This window comes from Pseudorhodoplanes sp. (genome assembly GCF_050250235.1).
In the GTDB taxonomy this organism is placed as follows: Bacteria; Pseudomonadota; Alphaproteobacteria; order Rhizobiales; family Xanthobacteraceae; genus Pseudorhodoplanes.
Map to the genome: position 1 here is coordinate 20,702 of NZ_JBFWPA010000051.1, position 21,314 is coordinate 42,015.

Annotated in this window: 19 protein-coding genes; 2 read left to right on the forward strand and 17 right to left on the reverse strand. The window is 61.3% G+C overall.

Annotated elements, in window-relative coordinates:
* Positions 1–109 precede the first annotated feature (109 nt).
* On the forward strand, positions 110–976 hold the full coding sequence (locus AB7F49_RS21035) for an IclR family transcriptional regulator (protein ID WP_428525920.1): 867 nt from the start codon (positions 110–112) through the stop codon (positions 974–976).
* On the opposite strand, the gene AB7F49_RS21040 is transcribed toward AB7F49_RS21035, so the two are convergent.
* Genes AB7F49_RS21040 through AB7F49_RS21075 form a run of 8 tightly spaced genes read right to left on the reverse strand, consistent with a single transcriptional unit; the run spans position 935 to position 9,143 of the window.
* Positions 935–2,437, reverse strand: coding sequence for a phytoene desaturase family protein (locus tag AB7F49_RS21040; protein WP_428525966.1), 1,503 nt, complete (start codon positions 2,435–2,437; stop codon positions 935–937). The two genes, AB7F49_RS21035 and AB7F49_RS21040, sit on opposite strands and share 42 nt — an antisense overlap.
* Positions 2,434–3,195 carry an SDR family NAD(P)-dependent oxidoreductase gene (locus AB7F49_RS21045; RefSeq protein ID WP_428525922.1) on the reverse strand — a complete coding sequence of 254 codons (762 nt, stop codon included), beginning with the start codon at positions 3,193–3,195 and terminating at the stop codon, positions 2,434–2,436. Before AB7F49_RS21045 ends, AB7F49_RS21040 begins: the two co-directional genes overlap by 4 nt.
* Before the next feature lie 11 nt (positions 3,196–3,206).
* Positions 3,207–3,908: an ABC transporter ATP-binding protein gene (locus tag AB7F49_RS21050; protein ID WP_428525923.1), complete on the reverse strand. Its 702-nt coding sequence runs from the start codon at positions 3,906–3,908 to the stop codon at positions 3,207–3,209.
* Entirely contained in the window at positions 3,895–4,653 is a 759-nt protein-coding gene (locus tag AB7F49_RS21055) for an ABC transporter ATP-binding protein (protein WP_428525924.1), read from the reverse strand. The genes AB7F49_RS21050 and AB7F49_RS21055 overlap by 14 nt, the downstream gene beginning before the upstream one ends.
* On the reverse strand, positions 4,650–5,600 hold the full coding sequence (locus tag AB7F49_RS21060; protein WP_428525926.1) for a branched-chain amino acid ABC transporter permease: 951 nt from the start codon (positions 5,598–5,600) through the stop codon (positions 4,650–4,652). The genes AB7F49_RS21055 and AB7F49_RS21060 overlap by 4 nt, the downstream gene beginning before the upstream one ends.
* Positions 5,597–6,514, reverse strand: a complete 918-nt coding sequence (locus tag AB7F49_RS21065) for a branched-chain amino acid ABC transporter permease (RefSeq protein WP_428525928.1) — start codon at positions 6,512–6,514, stop codon at positions 5,597–5,599. The genes AB7F49_RS21060 and AB7F49_RS21065 overlap by 4 nt, the downstream gene beginning before the upstream one ends.
* Before the next feature lie 55 nt (positions 6,515–6,569).
* Positions 6,570–7,736 carry an ABC transporter substrate-binding protein gene (locus AB7F49_RS21070; RefSeq protein WP_428525930.1) on the reverse strand — a complete coding sequence of 389 codons (1,167 nt, stop codon included), beginning with the start codon at positions 7,734–7,736 and terminating at the stop codon, positions 6,570–6,572.
* Between the two features lie 27 nt (positions 7,737–7,763).
* Positions 7,764–9,143: a UbiD family decarboxylase gene (locus AB7F49_RS21075; protein ID WP_428525932.1), complete on the reverse strand. Its 1,380-nt coding sequence runs from the start codon at positions 9,141–9,143 to the stop codon at positions 7,764–7,766.
* Positions 9,144–9,282: 139 nt separating this feature from the next.
* Here AB7F49_RS21075 and AB7F49_RS21080 point away from each other — a divergent pair, with 139 nt between their 5' ends.
* Positions 9,283–10,497, forward strand: coding sequence for an acyl-CoA dehydrogenase family protein (locus AB7F49_RS21080; RefSeq protein WP_428525934.1), 1,215 nt, complete (start codon positions 9,283–9,285; stop codon positions 10,495–10,497).
* Between the two features lie 23 nt (positions 10,498–10,520).
* On the opposite strand, the gene AB7F49_RS21085 is transcribed toward AB7F49_RS21080, so the two are convergent.
* The 9 genes from AB7F49_RS21085 to AB7F49_RS21125 all read right to left on the reverse strand — a co-directional run bounded on the left by AB7F49_RS21085 (position 10,521) and on the right by AB7F49_RS21125 (position 21,190).
* Positions 10,521–11,396: an MBL fold metallo-hydrolase gene (locus AB7F49_RS21085; protein WP_428525936.1), complete on the reverse strand. Its 876-nt coding sequence runs from the start codon at positions 11,394–11,396 to the stop codon at positions 10,521–10,523.
* Positions 11,397–11,999: 603 nt separating this feature from the next.
* Entirely contained in the window at positions 12,000–12,938 is a 939-nt protein-coding gene (locus AB7F49_RS21090; protein ID WP_428525938.1) for a dihydrodipicolinate synthase family protein, read from the reverse strand.
* 194 nt (positions 12,939–13,132) lie between these two features.
* On the reverse strand, positions 13,133–14,635 hold the full coding sequence (locus tag AB7F49_RS21095) for a tripartite tricarboxylate transporter permease (RefSeq protein ID WP_428525940.1): 1,503 nt from the start codon (positions 14,633–14,635) through the stop codon (positions 13,133–13,135).
* A 6-nt stretch (positions 14,636–14,641) separates the two neighbouring features.
* Positions 14,642–15,070, reverse strand: a complete 429-nt coding sequence (locus AB7F49_RS21100) for a tripartite tricarboxylate transporter TctB family protein (protein ID WP_428525942.1) — start codon at positions 15,068–15,070, stop codon at positions 14,642–14,644.
* A gap of 11 nt (positions 15,071–15,081) precedes the next feature.
* Positions 15,082–16,053: a Bug family tripartite tricarboxylate transporter substrate binding protein gene (locus tag AB7F49_RS21105; protein ID WP_428525944.1), complete on the reverse strand. Its 972-nt coding sequence runs from the start codon at positions 16,051–16,053 to the stop codon at positions 15,082–15,084.
* A 134-nt stretch (positions 16,054–16,187) separates the two neighbouring features.
* Positions 16,188–17,360, reverse strand: a complete 1,173-nt coding sequence (locus tag AB7F49_RS21110; RefSeq protein ID WP_428525946.1) for a CapA family protein — start codon at positions 17,358–17,360, stop codon at positions 16,188–16,190.
* A 46-nt stretch (positions 17,361–17,406) separates the two neighbouring features.
* Positions 17,407–19,782 (reverse strand): xanthine dehydrogenase family protein molybdopterin-binding subunit, encoded by a 2,376-nt coding sequence (locus AB7F49_RS21115; protein WP_428525948.1) that lies wholly within the window; start codon positions 19,780–19,782, stop codon positions 17,407–17,409.
* Entirely contained in the window at positions 19,779–20,309 is a 531-nt protein-coding gene (locus AB7F49_RS21120; protein ID WP_428525950.1) for a (2Fe-2S)-binding protein, read from the reverse strand. Before AB7F49_RS21120 ends, AB7F49_RS21115 begins: the two co-directional genes overlap by 4 nt.
* Positions 20,306–21,190 carry an FAD binding domain-containing protein gene (locus tag AB7F49_RS21125; protein ID WP_428525952.1) on the reverse strand — a complete coding sequence of 295 codons (885 nt, stop codon included), beginning with the start codon at positions 21,188–21,190 and terminating at the stop codon, positions 20,306–20,308. The genes AB7F49_RS21120 and AB7F49_RS21125 overlap by 4 nt, the downstream gene beginning before the upstream one ends.
* Between the last annotated feature and the right edge of the window lie 124 nt (positions 21,191–21,314).

Here is a 21,314-nt window from a genome sequence, read left to right on the forward strand (position 1 = left end):
GGCGACTCGTCCCGGCTTGTTTCATAAGGCGGAGCGACCTTTTTATTCAGGGCGTAATTGCATTACGATATAAGAAATTCATCCGACGGTCAACGGGATCACTGAGTCCATGAAGAAACCGAAACCCCGCAGCAGTAACGGCATGCCCCGCGGCACCAGCGACGCGCAGATCGGCATCGACTCGATCGAAACCGGCATGCGCTTGCTGCTTGCATTCGTGGAACTCGGCGGCAAGACGCATCAGTTGAAGACGCTGGCCGAAAAAGGCGAGATGCCTCCGAGCAAGGCTCACCGCTATCTCGTCAGCCTGATCCGGATGGGCTTTGTGGAGCGGGACGCGCTCACGGGCCATTATCGTCTGGGTCCGAAGAGCATCGAGCTCGGCGCATCGGCGCTCTACGCGATGGATCCGGTCTCGCTCGCGGTCGAGACGATGATCGACCTTCATGACGAACTCGACCATACGATGGTACTGTCGGTCTGGGGATCGCACAGCCCGGTGATATTGCGGGTCGAGGAGGCGGACCGCCTGATCACGGTGAGCTTCCGGGTCGGAAAGTCACTGCCGTTGCTGGCGTCGGCCGCAGGCCTCCTGTACTCGGCGTTTCTGCCGAAACCTGTTGTCGAGCCTCTGATCCAGGCCGAAATCCGGGCCAATCGCGAACGCGGCAGCGGCCGCCTGATCCGTTCGATGGCCGAGGCCGAGCGATTAATCGCGGATGTGCGCTCGCGCGGGCTGGCGCGCATCGCGGGCGACATCACGCCCGGCATCAATGCGCTCGCGGCGCCGATCTTCGACAGCCGGGGCTATCCGGCTTGCGCGATCACGGCGGTCGGACCCGCCGGCTCCTTCGATTACGCGTGGACCGGCACCGTGGCGACGGCGCTTCGCGGAAGCACGGCCGCTCTGTCCCGGAAGCTCGGCTTCACGGCCTCATCGATTACCCGCCAGCATGTGACCAAGGATCCAGCCTGATCCCGCACCCGACCCGGCGCCCGGCCAGGTCGCGGCGCCGCAGAGATATAGTCTTCGGATCGGCGTTCGGTAACGCGACCAGCCAAGGAATGGCCGGTTGACCAGATTTTGCGACAAATGATGGCTCCCGCTCACGCTGTCGCCGCCGACGAGATTCGGATTGTCGCGTTCCAGATCTGCCGGAGAGATGACATGGCAGCCGAGTATGCGCCCGCGCAAGCCCGGAGCATGGCTTTCCAGAAGGTCGATCACCCTGTCCGCATAGTCCGTTTTGACGCGCTGCCAGTCGAGGTCGCCTGGAACGGCCCGGACCTGCACCGAGAGCACATGCCGTCCGGGGGGAGCGCGCGAAGGATCGACGATCGTGGGCTGCGCCACCACAAGAACGGGGTTGTCAGGCAGCCTGCCGGCGAGCGCATCGCAATAGGCCTGCTGCATGCCTGCAAGCGACGGCGCGATATGCACATAGAAATAGTCGCGGGCCGCCCGGCTCTTCCAGTCCGGCAGATCGCTCAGCGCCAGATGCAGCATCATCGTGCCCGGACCATGGCGGAATTGCCTTGCCTTGTTCACCACAGACGCGGGAGCGTCTTTCACAATCCTGTCGAACAGGGCCGTGGGCGTCAGGTTCGCGATGATGCCCTGGCGCGATGCGATCCTCACGCCGCCCGCCACAACGCCGATGGCCGTACCGCGATCCGTATCGATCTCCTCGACCGCGATCCCGCATCGCAACTCGCCGCCCAGTTCCCTGAACAGCGATGCCAGCGCCGAAATCATCGACTGCGCGCCGCCTGTCGCGACCTGCAGTCCCCGCTCCTGCGCCTGCATGCATTGCAGGAACGAATATAGCGCTCCTCCTGCGGTATCCGGGGCGAAATCGAGGTGCATGGCCCATACCGCCCACAGGGCGTGCATTTTTGGATCTTCGAAATGCCGCGCGGCAAATCCGCCGCTCGACTCGAAGATCAGCGGGAGCGCGGAAGGACACGACAGCGCCGCGCGCAGGCCGCTCCACGACGGCATGGGCTCCCGCAGCATCTGAAAAATGTGCCGCGCCATCGCTTGATATCGCCGATAGAGCTCGTGCCATCGGATCGAATCGCGTTTCGACCGCGTCGCGATATTCGCGACCGTCTCATCGATCGAGGTGGTCACGCCCACCCATTCTCCGTCAGGAAAAACCGAACAGAATGCCTTCTGCGCACGGACAAATGCGAGCCCGTGCCTCGCCAGCGCTGGGCCGAATTCCTGTACGAAGGCCGAGCCTGCGAATGCGTTCAGGTTCGTGGCGTAAAGATCGTGGTGAAACCCCGGCAGCGTGACTTCGCCCGTGCGAATGGCTCCACCTGGCTCCTGCTGCGACTCCAGGATTAGAACCTTCCAGCCGGCGCGCGCCAGAATGACGCCCGCCGCCAGTCCGTTGTGCCCGGCGCCGACGATAATGATGTCGTAGCTCAGGGTGTTATCCTTCCGCCATTCACATGGAGCACCTGGCCGGTGATGTAGCGTGCCCCCTCTCCGGCCAGAAAAAGGATTGGACCAACGACGTCCTCGGCCCCAGCCAGCCGCCCGAGCGGGATTCCGGTTACGTAGGACGAAGCCGGAAACCACGCGTTGTCCGCGCCGTCCTGCCCGACCGTTCCCCCGGCGAGGAATTCGGTATCGACCGCGCTCGGAGCCACCACATTCGCTCGTACCCGGGGCGCATTCTCCATCGCGATCGCCTTGGTCAGCGACACGATGCCGCCCTTCGTCGCCACGTAGGCGCTGAAGCCCTTGTTGGGATTGAAGGCGAGACTTGACGCCACATTGATGATGCTGCCCGCATTCGATCGATGAAGCTGCGGAAGCGCGCAGCGCGCGCAGAGCCACGCCGCGCGCAAATTGACCGCCATCAGACGATCCCATTCCTCGATGCTGATGTCTGTGGCGGCCTTCGGCGGCAAGATCGAAATCCCGATCAGGAAGACGAGAATGTCGATTTGCGGCCATGACGCAAGCCGGTCGAACGCGGCGCTCAGAGATGCGGCGCTGCCGGCGTCGGCCTCCAAGGCAAGGACTTCCTTCGGTTGCGGGTGGCATTCGATCGCGGCGGGATGATCGATGACCGCGACGTCCAGTCCATGTCGAAGGAAAGCCTGAACCGTGGCCCGGCCAATGCCGCCGCACCCGCCTGCAATGACGGCGCGCCTGCCTTGCGCCGGATTGATATCCATAACCTGCCCCGCTAAAGCCCGAGATACGCCGCCTGCAAGTTCTCGTCGGCCATCAATTCGGCCATCGCTCCTTGCCAGACAATGTGCCCCTTCTCCATCACATAGCCACGATCGCAGAGCGGCGCGAGTTCCTCCAGATTCTTGTCGATCAGCAGGATCGATTGTCCAAGCCGCTTGAGAGCTGCAAGGCATGACCAGATTTCATCGCGAATCAGGGGTGCCAGGCCTTCCGTCGCTTCGTCCAGAATGAGCAGCTTCGGTGACAGCATGAGCGCGCGCCCGATTGCGAGCATCTGCTGCTCGCCGCCGGACAGCGTTCCGGCCAGTTGAACGGACCTCTCGCGCAACTGCGGGAACAACTCGTAGACGCGTTCGACGGTCCACGGGTCCGGCAGGCGTCCGTAATTGGCCGCGGTCGCGATCAGGTTTTCGTAGATCGTCAGCGTCGGAAAGACCTGGCGTCCCTCGGGGACCAGCGCGATACCGAGACGCGCAATCCGGTAGGGCGGCAACGCGCTCAACTCGCGGCCGTCGAAGGTCAGGCTGCCGGCCGACACACGGACCAGCCCGGTGATGCAATTGACGGTCGTGGTCTTGCCCATCCCGTTGCGCCCCATCAGGGCAACCACCTCGCCGTCGCGGACGTCCAGGCTCACGCCGAAGAGCACCCGGCTCTGATCGTATCCGCCTTCGACCGACTCAAGATGCAGCATAGCGATCGCCCAGATAGGCTCTGCGGACCTCGGCGCTGGCCTTTATTTCCTCGGGCGAGCCGATCGCGATCTGGCGTCCGTAAACCAGCACGGTAATCCGATCGGCGAGCGCAAACACCGCGTCCATGTCGTGCTCGATCAGGACGATGGTGTATTGCCGCTTGAGCCCTGCCAGCAACTGGATGATGGCTTCCGATTCATGCCGGCCCATGCCGGCCATCGGCTCATCCAGCAGCAGGATTTTCGGCTTAGAGACCAGCGCCATCGCGATTTCGAGCTGCCGCCGCTCGCCATGCGCGAGTTCCTCCGCGGGCCAGTCGGCCTTGCCGGCAAGGCCGGTGTCGCGCAACGCTTGCAGGGCTGGAGCATTCAGGTCTTCCTCGCTATCGACCGGATTCCAGCATCCGAAGCTGTGCCCCGCATGCGCCTGCGCTGCAATCGCGACATTCTGGAGCGCAGTAAACTCGGTGAGAATGGACGTCACCTGGTACGAGCGCGCCATGCCAAGCAATGCCCGACGATAGCTCTGCATCGTGGTGATATCCTCGCCGCCGAACAGAATCCGGCCGCTGTCCGGAATGGTCTCGCCGATCAATTGCCGGACCAGGGTGGTCTTCCCGGCGCCGTTCGGCCCGATGACCGCGTGCAGTTCTCCCGGCATCACCTCGAAATCAAGGCTGTCCGTGGCGATCAGTCCGCCAAATCTCTTGCGGAGCGCTTTTGTCGCGAGCAATGGCGCGGTCATCGGGGCAGCAATCCGTAAAGGCCGCGCTTGGCGACGAGCGCGATCAGGACAATGACCGGTCCAAGGAACAGCATCCAGTGCTGGGTATAGCCGGCAAGAACGGTTTCGAGCAGGACGAAGACGGCCGACCCCAGGAGCGGTCCGAGGATCGTCGCGATCCCTCCGAGCATCACCATCACGATGAGATCGCCCGACACTGTCCAGAACATGTAGGCCGGCGAGGTGAAGTTTGTCAGGTTGCCCAAGAGGAAACCGGCGACACCGCAGATGCAGCCGGACAGCACATACGCCGCGAGCTGATAGCGAAAGACCGGAAAGCCGAGCACCCGCATCCGCGGCGCATTCGATTTCGACGCGCGCAGGACACGGCCGAAGCGGGCATGCACGAGACGCCACGAGAGATAAAGCGTCACCAGCAACAGGACATAGGCGAGATAATATAGTCCGGTATTGGTCTTGATCGAGAGCGGCCAGAGATCGCTGCGCTCAAGAATCTGCAGGCCGTCGTCGCCGCCATATTGCTTCAGGCTGACACCGAGAAAGTAGAACATCTGCGCAAAGGCCAGCGTGATCATGATGAAGGCCATGCCGCTGGTACGCAGACTGATCGCGCCGGTCAGGGCGCCGACTATTGCACACAAGATGATGGTGACGGCGAGTTGAATCCAGCCATTGTCAAAGCCGCTGGCGGCCAGGATCCCCACCACATAGGCACCGAGCCCGACATACAAAGCGTGGCCGAAGCTCACGAGCCCGGCATAACCCAGAAGCAGATTCAATCCGGATGCCGCCAAAGCGAAAATCAAAATGCGGGCGACGAGGGTGATGTAGAAGGGCTCGCCATAGGCCTGCGCAACGGCCGGCAAGAGCGCGAGCGAGAGCAGGACCGCTGCGGCAACGATCGTCCTCGGCGCGCCTGGTGCGATCCGCTCCGGGAAAATCGTCATTTTCGCGCCGGGAACAAGCCTTGGGCCCGGAACGCGAGCACGATCGCCATCAGCAGATAGATCAGCATCGACGCCAATGCAGGCCCCGCCGCGTCGGCCACCGATCTCTCCGTCACCTGGCGAAGCAGCAGAGGCAGGCTGGTACGGCCGATGGTGTCGACCATTCCCACGATCAGCGCACCGAAAAAAGCGCCCCGGATCGAGCCGATGCCACCGATGACGATCACGACCAGCACGACGATGAGAACATGATCTCCCATCCCCGGCTGCACGGCCAGAATCGGCGCCGCCATAACCCCGGCAAGACCCGCAAGCGCGGCACCTATTCCGAACAGAATGGTGTTCAGCAGCCGGATGTTGACGCCGAGGACCGATACCATGCGCGGGTTGCTGGCGCCGGCCCGGATCAGCATCCCGATCCGGGTGTGGTAGATCGTGACATAGAGGCCGAACGCAACCAGCAGCCCGACCACGATCACCAGGAATCGATACGAAGGATAGATGTTGCCGAGGATTTCGACGGTTCCCGACAGCGCGTCGGGAGGACGCATGTAAAGCGATTGCGGACCCCAGATGACCCGCACTGCTTCGTTGAAGAACAGGATCAGTCCGAAGGTCGCCAGCACCTGGTCAAGATGATCGCGTGCATAGAATGCGAACAACGTTGTTCGTTCGACGATCAACCCGATCAACAATGTGCCGAAGACGGCAATGCAGCCCGCGACAACAAACGAGCCCGTCTTTGCAAGCGCGGCAGCGCCGACATAGGCGCCCAGCATGTACAGGGAGCCGTGCGCAAGGTTGACGAAATTCATGATTCCGAGGACGAGCGTCAACCCGGCTGCCAAAAGGAACAGCAACAGACCGTATTGCAGGCCATTGAGAGCCTGAACGAAGAGCAGATTCCATGTCATTGCTGCAGCCGGGCGGGCGGCGCCGGGTACATCCCGGCGCCGCATGATGGCATGTTTATTTCATCGGGCATTGCGAATGATAGGCGTCCTGGGCGTCGGCAAGCGCCTTCGCCGCGGTCTTGTGCGTGTAGCGGCCCTTCTCATCCTTCACCACGTCGAAGACATAGAAGTCCTGAATACCGAGCTGATTGTGGTTGAACTTGAACTTGCCGCGGACGGACGGAAATTCCGCGGTCTTGAGCGCCGCCATGAACGCTTTCTTGTCGGCGACGTTGCCCTGCACCTTGGCCAGCGCAGCGTCAAGCAGCAGAGCCGAGTCATAGGCCGTGGCCGCGTATTCGGACGGCAGCCGACCGTAGCGCTTCTCGAACTCCGCCACGAAGCGCTTGTTTTCGGCATTGTCGAAATCGGGTCCCCAGGGCGAGGCATGCGCCACGCCGATCGCGGCTTCCTGCAGGGCCGGCAGATTGATCAGATCGACGGTTGACGTGCTGAGCAGCGGAATTTTCCCGGCAAGGCCGGACTGCCGCCATTGCCGGACAAACTGGACTCCCAGTCCGCCGGGATAAAACACGTACACCGCGTCTGGCTTTGCCGCCGCGAGCTGCGCAAGCTCCGCCTGGAAGTCGAGCTGATTGAGAGGGGTATATACCTCTTCGAGCAGCGGCAGCTTGTATTCCCTCTTGAAGCCGGCGATGAAATCCTTGCCCGCCTGATAGTTCGGCGCCATCGCGTAGATTTTCTTGTAACCCTTGTCGGCCGCGTAGCGGCCCATCGCTTCCGCTCGCTGATCATTCTGCGCGGCGGCCTGGAAATAGAATGGACTGCATTGCGCGCCGGCGATCAGCGAGGGGCTGGCATTGGAGCCGATCAGAAAAACCTCCTTATCGACGATCTTCTTGTACACCGCCATCATGACGTTGGAGAACGTAATCCCCGCGATGATTGGGACGCGGTCCTTTTCGATCAGCTTGTCAATGATCTGGTTGGCGACTTCCGGCTTGAGCTGGCTGTCTTCACGCAGGACCTCGACCGGGACACCGCCCAGCTTTCCGCCATTGCGCTCCACGACCAGCATGAAGGCGTCGTACATGTCTTGGCCGAGCGCGCCGACCGGGCCGGACAGTTCCGCCACAAAGCCGATCTTGACCGGCTGCTGCGCATGCGCGGCCGCGCAGAACAAAAGCGTCGACGCGGCGGCAAAGACTTTCAGTCGGCCCATCATACCCTCCTATCGGTGTCCGCTACATTAGGTTGGCTTGCGTTCATCGTTGGTCGCGACAGACGCCGCTTCGATCAGGCGGTCCGCGCGCAACAGTGCTTCGGGAGGATAGCCCGGCATGGTCCCGCCGAAGCCCTGCTTTTTGGTCGCATCGAAGAACACCTTGCCCGTCAGCCCTCCGCTCGAAGGGTCGAGCCATGACGTCATTGTCCCGTCGATGCTGGCCATATCGGCCTTCGGGTCGCAGCGCGTAGCGACCGCCCACATCACGTCGTTGAAGTTGTAGATGTCCACGTCGTCATCGACGACGATGATGTATTTTAGCCGCGGCATCACGGCGGCCGTCGCAAGACTCAACGTGCGAACGATACCAGGGCGCAGCCGTTCGGCATTGATCTGCAGGATGCCGATGAAATCACGGCCCAGTTCGGGTGGCCGGTGAACGGCCTTCAACAGCGGGTAGCGGCCGCGCAAGGTGTCGAACGCGATGGATTCTTCAAGTTCGCGCCAGATCGTATTGGTTTCGCACGGCGGTTTGCCCGCGAACACCCCGTGCACGATCGGATCGCGCCGATGCGTGATCGCCGTGATCGTGAAGACCGGGCTCTGGATCACCCTGGTCTGATAGCCGGTAAACTCGACGAACGGCCCTTCGTCTCTCACCTCTCCCCCGAAGAAGCCCTCGATGACCATCTCGGTATCGGCGGGCACCTCGGCGTCGACGGTCTTGCATCGCACGGTACGGATCGGACGCCCCTCGAGTGCGCCTGCGACATCGAGTTCGTAGTCGCCGATCGAAAAATCCGATCCCGCGGCGATGCTGATGGAGGGGCGTACGCCAATGACGATGGCGGCCTCGACCTTGTGCCGTCCGCGCGCTTCATCGGCCGCAAAGCGGAGGTGATGTTCGGGAGCCATGCAGATCCCGAGTTCGGTCTCGTTGTAGAGTTGCGCGCGGTGATACGCGATGTTCCAGCCAAACTCCGGATGTCTGGCGATGATGTTGCCTGCCGTGATGTAGCGGCCGGCGTCGCCCAGATTCCACAACGGAAAGGGCCATTGGAGAATATTGATGTCGCGGCCCGCGATGACGACTTCCTGGCAGGGCGCCGCCTCACCGGTTCCAAGCTCGGTCGGAATTCGCGTCTTCAGCCGCTGCACGACATGCGTCAGAAGGTCGCTCTCGGTCGTACCGAGCGCAAGCGCGACGCGACGTCGCGTCCCGTACACGTTGACCACGAGCGGCGCGGTTGCGTCGCCGACGCGGTGAAGAATTGCGGCGGGACCTGCGGCATCGGACAGGCGCCGGCAGATGGCGCCCACCTCGTAGTCCAGACTTACCGGATCGCGAATGTCGATGATCTCGTGCACCTCACGCAGGCGATTCAGAAAGGAGCGGAGATCCATGCGGCGCCAATTTCGCTTTGAATAACTTGATTACGATAAGGATAATTATTTTCCCTGTCAACGCAGTCCGGCCGTCTTGACCTCGCACCGGATTAACCGTAGCGTAATTGTATTATCCTAAATGCAATGAAGCGAATGCATGACCGGACCTGATTTCACGACCCGCTTCGCGCTTCATCCGTCAACGCGCGCCGCCGCCGAAGCGGCCCGAGAGCTTGCACCGGTTCTGCGGAGCCGCGCTGCCGAAGCCGAGAGCCGCCGCATGGTCCATGCGGAAACCATCGCGGACATGAGGACGGCGGGCCTGTTCCGGCTGATGCAGCCGGAAAGCTATGACGGAACGGGTCGCGCGTTCGCGGACTATGTCGTCGTCGCTGAAGAGCTTGGAGCGGGCTGCCCCTCGTCGGCATGGATCTATGCCAACGTTGTCCTGAAGTCCTGGATGATCGGGATGTTTCCGCGCGAGGCGCAGGACGACGTCTGGGGCGCCGATCGTGACACGATCGCCGCATCCATCCTTCGCCCGACCGGGCGTTCCAGGCCGGTTGCCGGCGGCTATCGCCTCACCGGCAAATGGTCTTACGTATCCGGTGTCGATCACACACAGTGGACGATCATCGGATCGCTGCGTGAGGGAGCGAACGGATCGATGGAGCCGGTTGTGCACCTCGTTCCGCGTCAGGATTATCGCATCGTGGACAACTGGCACGTGGTCGGCCTCGTTGCATCGGGCAGCAAGGATATCGTGCTCGAGGACGTCTTTGTGCCCGAGCATCGCACCCTGACGGTCGCCCAGGTCCAGTCCGGCAAGGCGCCCGGCGCTGCCATCCACCCGGAGAATCCGGTCTTTCGCGTTCCGCTGATGAGTTCGTTCGGCATTTTCATCTGCGCGCCGGTGATGGGCATCGCCCGCGGAGCCTTGGCCTGCTTCCTGGAAACGATCGGAGCGCGCGCGACGATGGGCGGCGCTGCCGGGGGTGGCGCCGGCATGACCAGCCTTCCCACCATCCAGCTTCGGCTCGCCGAAGCGCAAATGCGGATCGACGCTGCCCGGGCGACCATGCTGGACAGCGCCGTGGCGACGCTTCACGAAGCAAGCCACGGTGGCGTCTCGGATGGGCAGCGCATCGCGAACCGCCGCGCGCAAAGCTATTCCGCGCGAATCTCGGTCGAAGCCGTGGATATCATGTTCGAGGCGGTCGGCGCGGCCGGGCTGTTCCTGTCGCAGGATCTGCAACGCTACTGGCGCGATGCGCATGCCGGCGCAGCGCATTTCGGGATCAACTGGGATGCCATTCGCCTGATGTGCGGTCAGTATGCTGCCGGTCAAGAACCGGCGCTCAAATATTACTGAGGCCGTCACGACGATCGACAGAGCTAAACAACCGGCCCGAACTCGTAACCTTCACCGGCTTTATTCACACGGCCAAAGACCGGCCGGGGAAAATGATACGCTGCGACGATGGCGCCGCGCTCTGCGCACTCATCCAGGAATTTAATTCGCGTCCGGGACGCCTGGTCCGGGTCAAAACAGAACTTCGACGAAATCATCGGAAGCGCGAACTGAAGCGGCGTATGAAGGACGTCGGAAAGAAACACGACCTCCCGCTCAGGCGTCACGAACCGAACCACCGCAAGCCCCAATGTGTGACCGGGGGCGGCCTCGAGCCAGAGGTTCGGCGCGACTTCGCACGGCAATTCGACCGGCGAATACAGGCCCTCGGCCAGGATGGGCTGCACGCTGTCATGGAACGCGCCATGCAAAATCTGAGGATCGGATCGATACTTCTCCCTCCAGAAGTCCAGTTCCTCTCTGGGAACCACATATCTCGCGTTCGGAAATGTCGGCTTCCAGCCGTCGCCCGCAAGAGTCGTATTCCATCCGACATGATCGGCATGCAGATGGGTATTGATGACAAGATCGATGTCGGTGACCTCGATACCGGATGCGCGAAGACGCGCGATGAAATTCCCCTCGCGCCTGTGCCAGGCGGGCCGGTCGAGACGCGTCTTGTGATTGCCGACACCGCAGTCGATCAGGCCGCAGAAATGTGGTGTCCGGATCAGAAAGGAATTGAAGCTCAGGTTGAGATTGCTCTCCTGCGAAAGCACGGCATTGGGAAATCTCGCTGCAACGCCTTCAAGAGCGGTTCCGTTCGGATCCGGAAAGATCGATCGCATGGGCCATCCGACGGATTCGATGTCCGCGATCCTGCGGATTTCGGTCCCCGACAGATTGAGCTCATCTTCCATGGCGATTGGTCTCTCGGCGCTGTCGCTGTTGTTCCCTTCGGACGGAGCAAGCATTCCAGAACGCATCTCGTTCAACGATAGGTCTATCCAACCGTGCCCCTGAAAGTCGAGACGAAGATCGCCTTGAGGCTCGAGGCCCCATTCTATGGAGTCAGGAAGTGGGCCGAAGGTAACATGCAAGAAGCGAGCGGTCGCCAGGGACTTGGGTCAGCAGAATGCAAGTCAATCCTTCGCTTCTGCCTGGAGCAGAATGAACTTTGGTTGAATCGATTGGGATTCGCAAATCAGCGGGTTTCTGATTCACCATGCTGGCTGGGAAGGAGGCCAGCATGGATGGCAGCGCCTTATTCCCTCGACCCGCAAGATCGTATTGTGGCGGCGATCGAGGGCGGAATGCCCCGTAAACAGAGGGCGAGCGCGAACGTCCTGACGTGGCACCGCGGCGAGCCCGATGGACGAAATATCCAGATCGCGTGACGCGACGCGTCTAGAACCAGAACGGATACGCGCAAAGCGCCGTGCTGGAAGCCCCAGAGCCCCCCTGTCCGCCAGAGAGTCGGGACAAGATGCTGTCCCGACTTGCCGGCCTTCCTGGCCTCTTAGTTACCAGCCGTGCGGCTCGGATTGCAGGATACCAAGCTTGTCGAGCTCCTTCTCGAGGAGGGCCTTTTTCTCCGGTGATGTCGGAATGAGAGGAAGTCTGGTCTCTCCAACCGGACGTCCCATGATCTCCATCATGGTCTTGATTGGCGCCGGATAGCCGCCCTTGCCCAGTTGCCACAGCGCCGATGCCTTGTCCTGCAGCTTCAATGCTTCGGTCAGGTTGCCCTGCACCGTCAGGTCGTACAGCTTCTGCACAAGGCGCGGTGCGACTCCGCCAAAGATCGACATCGATCCGACACCGCCGAGCGTCATGGCCGGGATGATGTATTCGATGCCCGTAATGACACCGAAGTCCGGGTTGATTGACTGACCGGCGCGACGCAATTCGATGAACTGTTCGAAGTTGTGGCTTGCCTCCTTCAGTCCAATACATTGTGTCGGAAACCGCTCCACAAGGCGGAGCAGGGTCGCGGGCGCGATGCCGATACCGTCCATGAATGCCGGTGAATGGTACCCGACAAATGGCAGCCCGGTCGAAGACATGATCGCCGCAAAGTGTTCGTAGATCTGGTCCTGGGTCGGCTTCCAGTAATAGGGAGCAATCGCGACGACTGCGTCAGCGCCGGCCTTTTCAGCATGCTGGGTGAGTTCGATCACTTGATCCGTTCCGGACAGGCTGACATGCACCAGAACGGGCACGCGACCGGCAACCGCCTTGACCGATTGCTCGGTCAGATCCTTGCGTTCCTGCATCGACAGATTGAGCTGCTCGGCCAGATGCATCAGGATGCAGATCGATGTTGCGCCGTGCTTGATCTCGAATTCGATCAGACGCGCATTCGTGTCGAAGTCTAACTTCAGGTCTTTATCGAAGGTCGCGACCGGCAGATGCATGATCCCGCGCGGGATCGACCAAGCTTTCTTTGCAGCGTTACTCATTCGAATTGGTTTCCTTATCCGGGCTTCCCGTTGCGCACACACTGCGTGGAAGCCCTCCATGCCGCAGTTGATAAATGTACCGGCGTCCAATCGATCGAAGACCGTCTGGCTCATCGCCGGCAGTGATGATCAGGACGTCGGCCTATGGGGTTTGGGGCACCCCGTTTGCTTCACCCGTCGTTCTCAGAAATTGCTCATGCAGAGTTCTCCTGAGTGAGCTTTTTTCGGGATATGCTTGTGACGATGCTGATTACAGCGAGACCAAACGCCATCAGCAGCAGGATCGCCGCCACTGGACGATCGATGAAAATCGAGAACGATCCCGACGAGAGAGTCAGAGCCTGTCGCAGGCTCATTTCAAACATCGGTGCCAGGACCAGACCGAGGATGAGCGGTGCCGGGTCGTAACCGTTGCGGCGGAAAAAGTAGCCGACAATGCCGGCGACGAACATGATCCACAATTCGAAGACACTGGAATTGATGCTGTAGACCCCGATGATGCAGGTCATGATGATGACGGGATAAAGAATCGAATACGGCACGCGCAGCACGCTGACGAAAAGCCCCACCATCGGCAGATTCAGGATCAGAAGCACCAGATTGCCGACATACATGCTGGCAATGAACCCCCAATACAGGTCCGGATGATCGGTGATCAGATTTGGACCGGGTGAAACCCCGTGCGTCATCATGGCCGCCAGCATGACGGCCGGGACTGCGCCTCCCGGAATGCCGAGCGCCAGCATCGGCACAAAAGCGCTGCAGGCGGCCGCATTGTTGGCCGATTCAGGACCGGCCACGCCCTCGATCGCGCCCTTGCCAAATTCTTCCGGGCGGGACGAGAGCCGCTTTTCAACGGCGTAGGAGAGGAAGCTGGAAATGACATGGGCTGAGCCCGGAATGATTCCGATCACGAAGCCAAGCGCCGTACCGCGCAAGGTCGGCCCAGCCGATCGTTTGATGTCTTCCCTCGAGAGAATCAGATCTCTCAGCTTGGGTGCGGCCATGGCCTGGGGCTGCTTCGACGACACCGACAGCAAGACTTCCGAAAGCCCGAATAGCCCGACAGCCATGGGTACCAACCCAAGTCCGTCGCTCAGTTCCGGAATGTCGAACATAAGACGGCCATGCGCGGTGAGAGGATCGATGCCGATCATGCCGAGCGTCAAGCCGAGCAGAGCCATGGCCGCGGCCTTCACCCGCGAGCCCTCCGCCAGAAACGCGAGCAGAACCAGACCGAGCGACAGGAGCCCGACATACTCCGCTGGTCCGAACAACAACGCGATCCGTGCCACCTGGGGGGCGACAAGCATCAGCGCGACGAGCGACAGCGTGCCCGCGACGAACGACCCAAGCGCGGCGACCGCGAGCGCCGGCCCGGCGCGCCCCTTTCGCGCCATTTCATATCCGTCGATACAGGTGACGACCGACGCCGCCTCGCCGGGTATCCGCATCAGGATCGAGGTGGTGGAACCGCCATACATCGCGCCGTAATAGATTCCGCCAAGAAGAACGATCGCATTCGTTGGCGAGATCCCGTACGTCAACGGCAGCAAGAGGCTCATGCCCGCCAGAGGCCCGAGGCCAGGCAAAACGCCGACCAGCGTGCCGACGACGCAGCCCAGTACAGCATACCAGAGAACCCCCGGCGAAAGCGCGACCGAGAACCCATGCGCAAGATTGGCGAAGATATCCATGCAACCTCAGGGCAAATTCATGCGCAGCAAGTGGGTCAAGGCAAGATAAGAGCCGCCCGAGAGGATCGCGGGCACAATGATCGATACCGCCCAGGACTTTCGCTCGACGAATTTGAGAAGAATAAAGACGCAAAGAAAACTGGTAGCGAGGAAGCCGATCCTTTCAAATGCGAAAATGGCTCCGGCCAGAATTGCGCAGATGATCATGGCCTTGAACGGCCGCGGCGAATCTTCCGTCGTCGATTCTTCAGACCGACCGCGAAACGATGTCCACAGAGCCGACCCGGCGGCGATCGCCGTTGCGACGGAAAGCAGCAGCGGCACCAGTCCCGGTCCGGGCGCTGTTATCGTCCCCATCGGCATCGTGATCGCTGCGGCCGAAAAGGCGACCGCAGCAATCATGATAAGAGCGGAAACGCTCCGGTTCTCCAGCATAGCTCGCGAAACTACTGGATTTTGCCGATGCGTCGAATGGCTTCATCGATCTTGGTGGCGTCCTCTTTCCAGAACTTCCCGAACGTCTCGCCGTCCATGAACTCGACGGGAACGCCAATCGTTTCCATCTGCTTTTGATACTCCGGAGTTTTCACGACGGCGGCAATGCCGTTGCGCAAGTCCTTGAGGACATCCGGGGGCACCTTTGCGGAGGTGAACAGACCCGCCCAGAGATAATACTCGACCGGATAGCCGGACTCGATCAGCGTCGGCACGTCCGGCAAAAGCGCAACCCGCTTGCCACCCGTCCCGACAAGTGCGCGCAATTGGCCGCTCTTGATCAGCGGCGCGAGCACCGCCGGTCCACCGAATGTCGCGGCGACATGTCCACCAAGCAGGGCGGTAATCGACGGCCCCCCTCCGGTATACGCCACGTGCTTGAGCTTGATGTCAGCAGCATGCGCCATCATCTCCGCCGGCAGATGCACCGGACCGTATGTCCCAGACGATGCGTAGGCGATTTGTCCGGGATTGGCCTTCGCGTCCTTCACGAAATCCGCGAAAGTCTTCCATGGCGCGTCGGCCTTCACGACCATGATCAGCGGGTCGGCAGAAATGCGCGCAAGCGGCGCAAACATGGACGGCGAAATCAGCGACGTCCGTCCCATCACCGCGTCGGATACCGGCAAGGCCGTGATGGCGGTCGTCGTTGTCATGATCGTATAGCCGTCCGGTCTTGCGTCCGCGGTCGCTCGCATTCCGAGTCCACCGGCCGCGCCAGGCTTGTTGGAGACAACAACGGGCTGTTTCCAGTGCTTTTCCAGCGCCGCAGCCATTGGCCGTGCCGTCTGGTCGGCGACGCCCCCCGGCGGGAACGGTACAATGATCGTCACAGTCTTGTCCGGAAATTCCGACGCCATGGCCGCGCCGGCGCTCATCGCAAGAATCGCGACAGCGATGGCAACCCTTCTGATTGTTGTCATTCAGTCCTCCCTTTATGACCACTAGTAGTAGGTTTGGTGTGAACTCTCAGAACGGCCGTCCCATAGGCGAACGGACCGTCACATTTGACGATTGCAGTTCCTCCAGTAACTGCACGACCTGACACAGCCTTCCATCATTTCAGATATTGTTCGCCGCTCGACTTGACTGGGGCCTGCGCAATTGGTGCGGCTTCGTGCAGCGTCGACGACGGGTAACCCATTGTATGAAGCGCAGCCCCGAAGCGCGGAACAAACGGCTGCGCAGCGCTTGGCGACAGGCGTATCCGATCGCCCGATACATCCACCGCCGTGCCATAGGGCTCGCTGAACAGCTTCAGGTCGGCTGCGATCCTGTCGCCGATTGGCGTGCCAGGCGGCTGCAAGGTCGGCGCGCGGCCAATACCCGTCCGGCAACCGAGCGCGTAACAATCAACCAGGCCATTCTTGGTGAGAGTGGCGCCAAAAAGAAAATTCCGCTCCGTCGAGGCGTCAAACCAGGGCTCGACCACGTCGAAGACAAGATCGCCGGTGCAGTGGACGATGGGCTTGCCGCGATGAAACTCGACGGCCGAAACGACGTGTTGATGCCCGCCGAAGACTGCGTCGGCGCCGGCGTCTATAGCCGCCTGTCCGATGGTACGCTGATGTTCGTGAACCTGCGGCACCATCGAGACGCCCCAGTGCACATAGACCAGCACGACATCGACGATTTGCTTTAGCGCGCTGACCTGTGACGTCAGCCGGGACAGATCTTCGGCGGCAGGCCATGTCTCGATGATGGGCGCCGTGCCGGGCAGTTCGTCGAGATTGTAGGCGGGGCGATAGGCGGTCCGTACGCGCAACGGATTCACTCCCGCCATCCGCGGCCCGGCCGCAAATCCGGTCGGCAGTGTCGAGGTGTAGCCCAGCAGACCGATCTTGACGCCGTTCTTCTCGGTGATCAGCGGCGCCGATGCGACGTCGATATTCGCTCCCGCGCCAAAATAAGGAATTCGGTTCTTATCGAGCTGATCAATCGTGTCCAGCAGGGCGTCGTCGCCGAAATCGAGAATATGATTGTTGGCCAGATTGATCGCAGACACGCCGGCCTCGACAAGACCCTGCACGTGCTCATTGCGGCCGCGATGAAGAAAGCGCTTGCCGCGAACCGGAGTACCTTTTTGAGAGAGCGGATGCTCGACGTTGAGAAAGGTGAAGTCGGCGCCACGAAACAGTTCCGCAAGCGCGCCGAACATCCCCGCCGGCTCAATTTGCTCCGGGGCGATATCGCCCCCGGTCAGAAAGCTGCAGGTCGGGGTGGATGTCACAGCTCGTTCTCCGTCATTTCTGATGTCATCGCCCGCCTCGCGTTGGTCATGCATGCCCCAAAGCACGCAGCAAGCGTTGCGGCGTGATCGGTATCTGCGAGATGCTCGCGTTGAAAGGCGCAATCGCATCATTGACGGCATTCAAGGCCGCGGCCGATGCAGCGGCGGTCCCGGCCTCGCCGCAGCCCTTTGCACCGAGCTCTGTGTCGCGCGTCGGCGTTTCGATATGCGCGATCTTGATATCCGGCATTTCGCACGCCATCGGCGCCAGATAATCCATCATAGAGCCGTTCTCGAGCTGACCACTCTCGCTGTAACAGCACTCTTCGAAGAAGGCAGCGCCGAGTCCCTGCACAACGCCGCCTCGGACCTGCTCATCCACGAGCATCGGATTTATGATGCGCCCACAATCTTCCGCGACCCAGACACCCAGCACCTTCGTAAAGCCGGTCTCCACATCCACTTCGACATGGCAGCCTTGCACGCCGTTGGTGAATGCAAACGGATATCCGCCAGGCGAAAAATGGTGCGCCGCAGTCAACTGCGGATTCAGGCCCGCTGGCAGCGTATCGGACCGGTAGTAGACGATGCGCGCCACCTCGGAGAGCGATATCCGGGGTGCGCCGGTCGCTTTGTGGACAATCTGGCCATTTTGAATATCGAAATCCTCAGCCTGCGCCTGCATGATGGCGGCGGCCACGGTGAGGACGTTGCGTCTCAGTATCCTGGCAGCCTGAAACGCGGTCTCACCGCCGATTCCGGCTCCGCGGCACGCCCAGTTGGCGCCGCCCTGCGGCGTCGTGTCGGTATCGCCGGTGATGACACGAACGCAGTCATATTCGACGCCGAGCTGTTCGGCGACGATCTGCGCAACGATCGTTTCCGTACCCTGACCGTGCTCGCCGACACTGATGAGGCACTGGACCTCGCCCGATGGCGTAAGCTTCACGATCGCGCCGTCCTGAGCTGAAATTCGCGCGCCGCCAACGCCGTAGAACGCGGGAGACGGATTTGTAATCTCGACAAACATCGCGATGCCGATGCCACGATGGATGCCCTTGCGGCGGAGCGCCTTCTGCTCCGCAACAAGGCCCCGGTAATCCATCAGCGCATGCAGCTTTTCGAGGCATGCTTCATGCGAAAGACGTTCAAAGCGGTATCCCGTCGGGGACGTGTACGGATACATGTCCTGCGTAATGATATTGCGGCGACGGAATTCGAACGGGTCCAGGCCGATCTTTCGCGCTGCCCTGTCCACCAGAGACTCGGTCACAGCGCAAGCAACAGGGTGCCCCACGGCGCGATATTGGCTCGTCTGCACCTTGTTCTGGAAGACTACGCTCAAATCCGCACGGTAATTGCGAAACGTGTACGGCGCTCCGATCAGGCGGATGACCTGGTTTCCTTCCACGACGCTTGTACGAGGATAAGTCGAGAATGCGCCGACCGCCGTGACATCGTCGACCTGCATGCCGAGGATGTGTCCCGACGCATCAACGGCGATACTGGCCTTGACCCGATGGTCGCGGGCGTGGATGTCAGATACGAAGGATTCGAGTCGGTCCGCGACAAACTTTACAGGCCGGCCGGCCAGGATGCTCAACCCGATGACCGCCATGTCCTCGTGATAAACATGCAGCTTCATGCCGAACGAGCCGCCTATGTCCGGCGCGATCACCCGCACGCGGGACTCCCGGAGGCCGTAATGCCGGCTGTATAGATCCTGGAACTGATAGGGTGTCTGCGTGCTGTGATGAACGGTGAGTTGTTCCTCGCTCGCATTGTAGTCGGCTATGATCGAGCGCGGCTCGAGAGTAACCGGCGTGTGCCGGCCGAAATGCAAGGTCTCTTCGATCGTCACCGCAGCGTTTGAAAACGCCGTATCGACATCACCGCTCTCGAGCGTCAGGCGAAATGCCGTGTTGTCATCGAACTCCGCATTGATCCTCGGCGATTGCGGATCGCGCGCCGCGTCGATGTCGGTTATCGCGGCCAGTTCATGGTATGCGATATCGACGAGTTCAGCCGCGTCTTCTGCAAGTGCCCGGGTCTGCGCCACCACAGCAACAACAGCCTGTCCGGCCCATACCACCTTGCCTACCGCGAGCGGCAATTGCGGCGGGGATTTCATGCCGCGGAAATGATCCAGTGTTCCGACCCAGGGCTTGCAGAGCTTCGCCAGGTCTTCGCCGGTCGCAACGAGATGCACGCCAGGCATCGCCTTCGCGGCCCGAATGTCGATGGACGCCAACTCCGCATGCGCGTATGGGCTGCGAACGAACGCAACGTGAAGCATACGCGGCAAAGTTATGTCGGCTGCATACCGTCCCTTGCCGGCGAGCAGCCGTCGCGCGTTGGGGCGGGTGACGGAGCGGCCGATATAGCTGTTCGGCCGGTCGAGCGTCCCAAGCGGCTTGTTCATCTGGCCTGCCCAACAAGTTCGGCGGGGCTTACGGCGCAACCATCTCTCATCTCCATCCGCCTCGCTTTCGCGACCTGTTCGATGGAATCGACGATGGCCTCGTATCCGGTGCAACGGCAATAATTGCCAGACAGACCGTCCCGGATGTCCGTCCGGTTGAGCTCCGCTCCGCCGCTCAGCATTTCGTGGGCCGCGATCAGCATGCCGGCGGTACAGAAACCGCATTGCAGAGCGTTACGCTCATGGAAGGCCTTCTGGATATCGGCGATGGCTTTGCGATCACTAAGCCCCTCGATGGTCTCGATGCGCATTCCATCAGCCTGTACGGCGAACATCAGACAGGAATGAACCGCCCTGCCCTCAAGCATAACCAGGCACGCGCCGCATGCACCCATCTCGCATCCAAGATGGGTGCCGGTCAGTTCGAGTTCCGTACGCAGGAAATCGGCGAGCGACATGCGTGGTTCGACGAGGCGCCCGACCGCTTCGCCGTTGACGACGCACGAAATCGGAATCTCGCCGTTCACGCTCCACCTCTCCCGGAGGGTCCGTGAGGGTCGCCGATCCGGCCGAGCAGCCGCCCGAGCAGAACACGCGCAAGATGAATGCGCATGGCAGGACTGGTTTCCCTGTCTTCGTCCGGATCGAGATCCTGATCCAGTGCAGCTTGCGCCGCGGCTATGCTTCCCGCTGAGATTACGCGGCCTTTGACCGCGGCTTCGGCGCAGCGGGCGCGGATCGGCGTCGCGCCGACCGACAGAAAAGCAATTCTGATTTCGTCAACACGATCGCGCGACACTGTCGCCTGAACGCCCGCGCCCACGAGCGCGTAATCGCCGCGCCGCCGCGACAGTTCGTCAAAGGCACAGCGCTCGTTGATTCCGAACGAGGGGATAAGGATGGCGGTCAGTATCTCGCCCGGCTGCAGCGCGGTTTCGTATAGTCCGCGAAAGAAGCCGTCAGCCCTCACCCGGCGCAGGCCGGACGCATTGGCGAGCTCAAACTCGGCGTCGAGCGCGAGGGCCATTGCGGGAAATTCCGCGGCCGGATCCGCGAGCGCGATACTGCCGCCGATGGTTCCGCAATTCCGGATTGCCGGATGCGCCACATAAGGCGCTGCGAGACTCAGGAGAGGCGCGTGCGTTGCGATATCGTGCGATCGCAAAATCTCCGCATGCCGCACCAGCGCGCCGATACGCAGAAAGTCACCGTCCAGCGAAATCCCGCGCAACGCCGCGATATTCGAAATGTCGATCAGAAGCTCGGGCGACTGAAACCGGAGCGACAATGCCGGAACGAGGCTCTGTCCGCCGGCCAAATAGCAACCCGCACCGCGCACAGACGCATAGGCCTCGAACGCCTGATCAAGCGAGCCCACACGGACATAGTTGAACGCACGCGGCTTCACGCCTTCTCCCCGACGACAGCTTCTTCTTATGTTTTTGTTACCAACTGGTCACAAATGTTCTAGAACCTTGGACGCCGCGGGTCAACGGAAATTACCAATTGGTCTGTTTGTTCGCGGAGCGAAA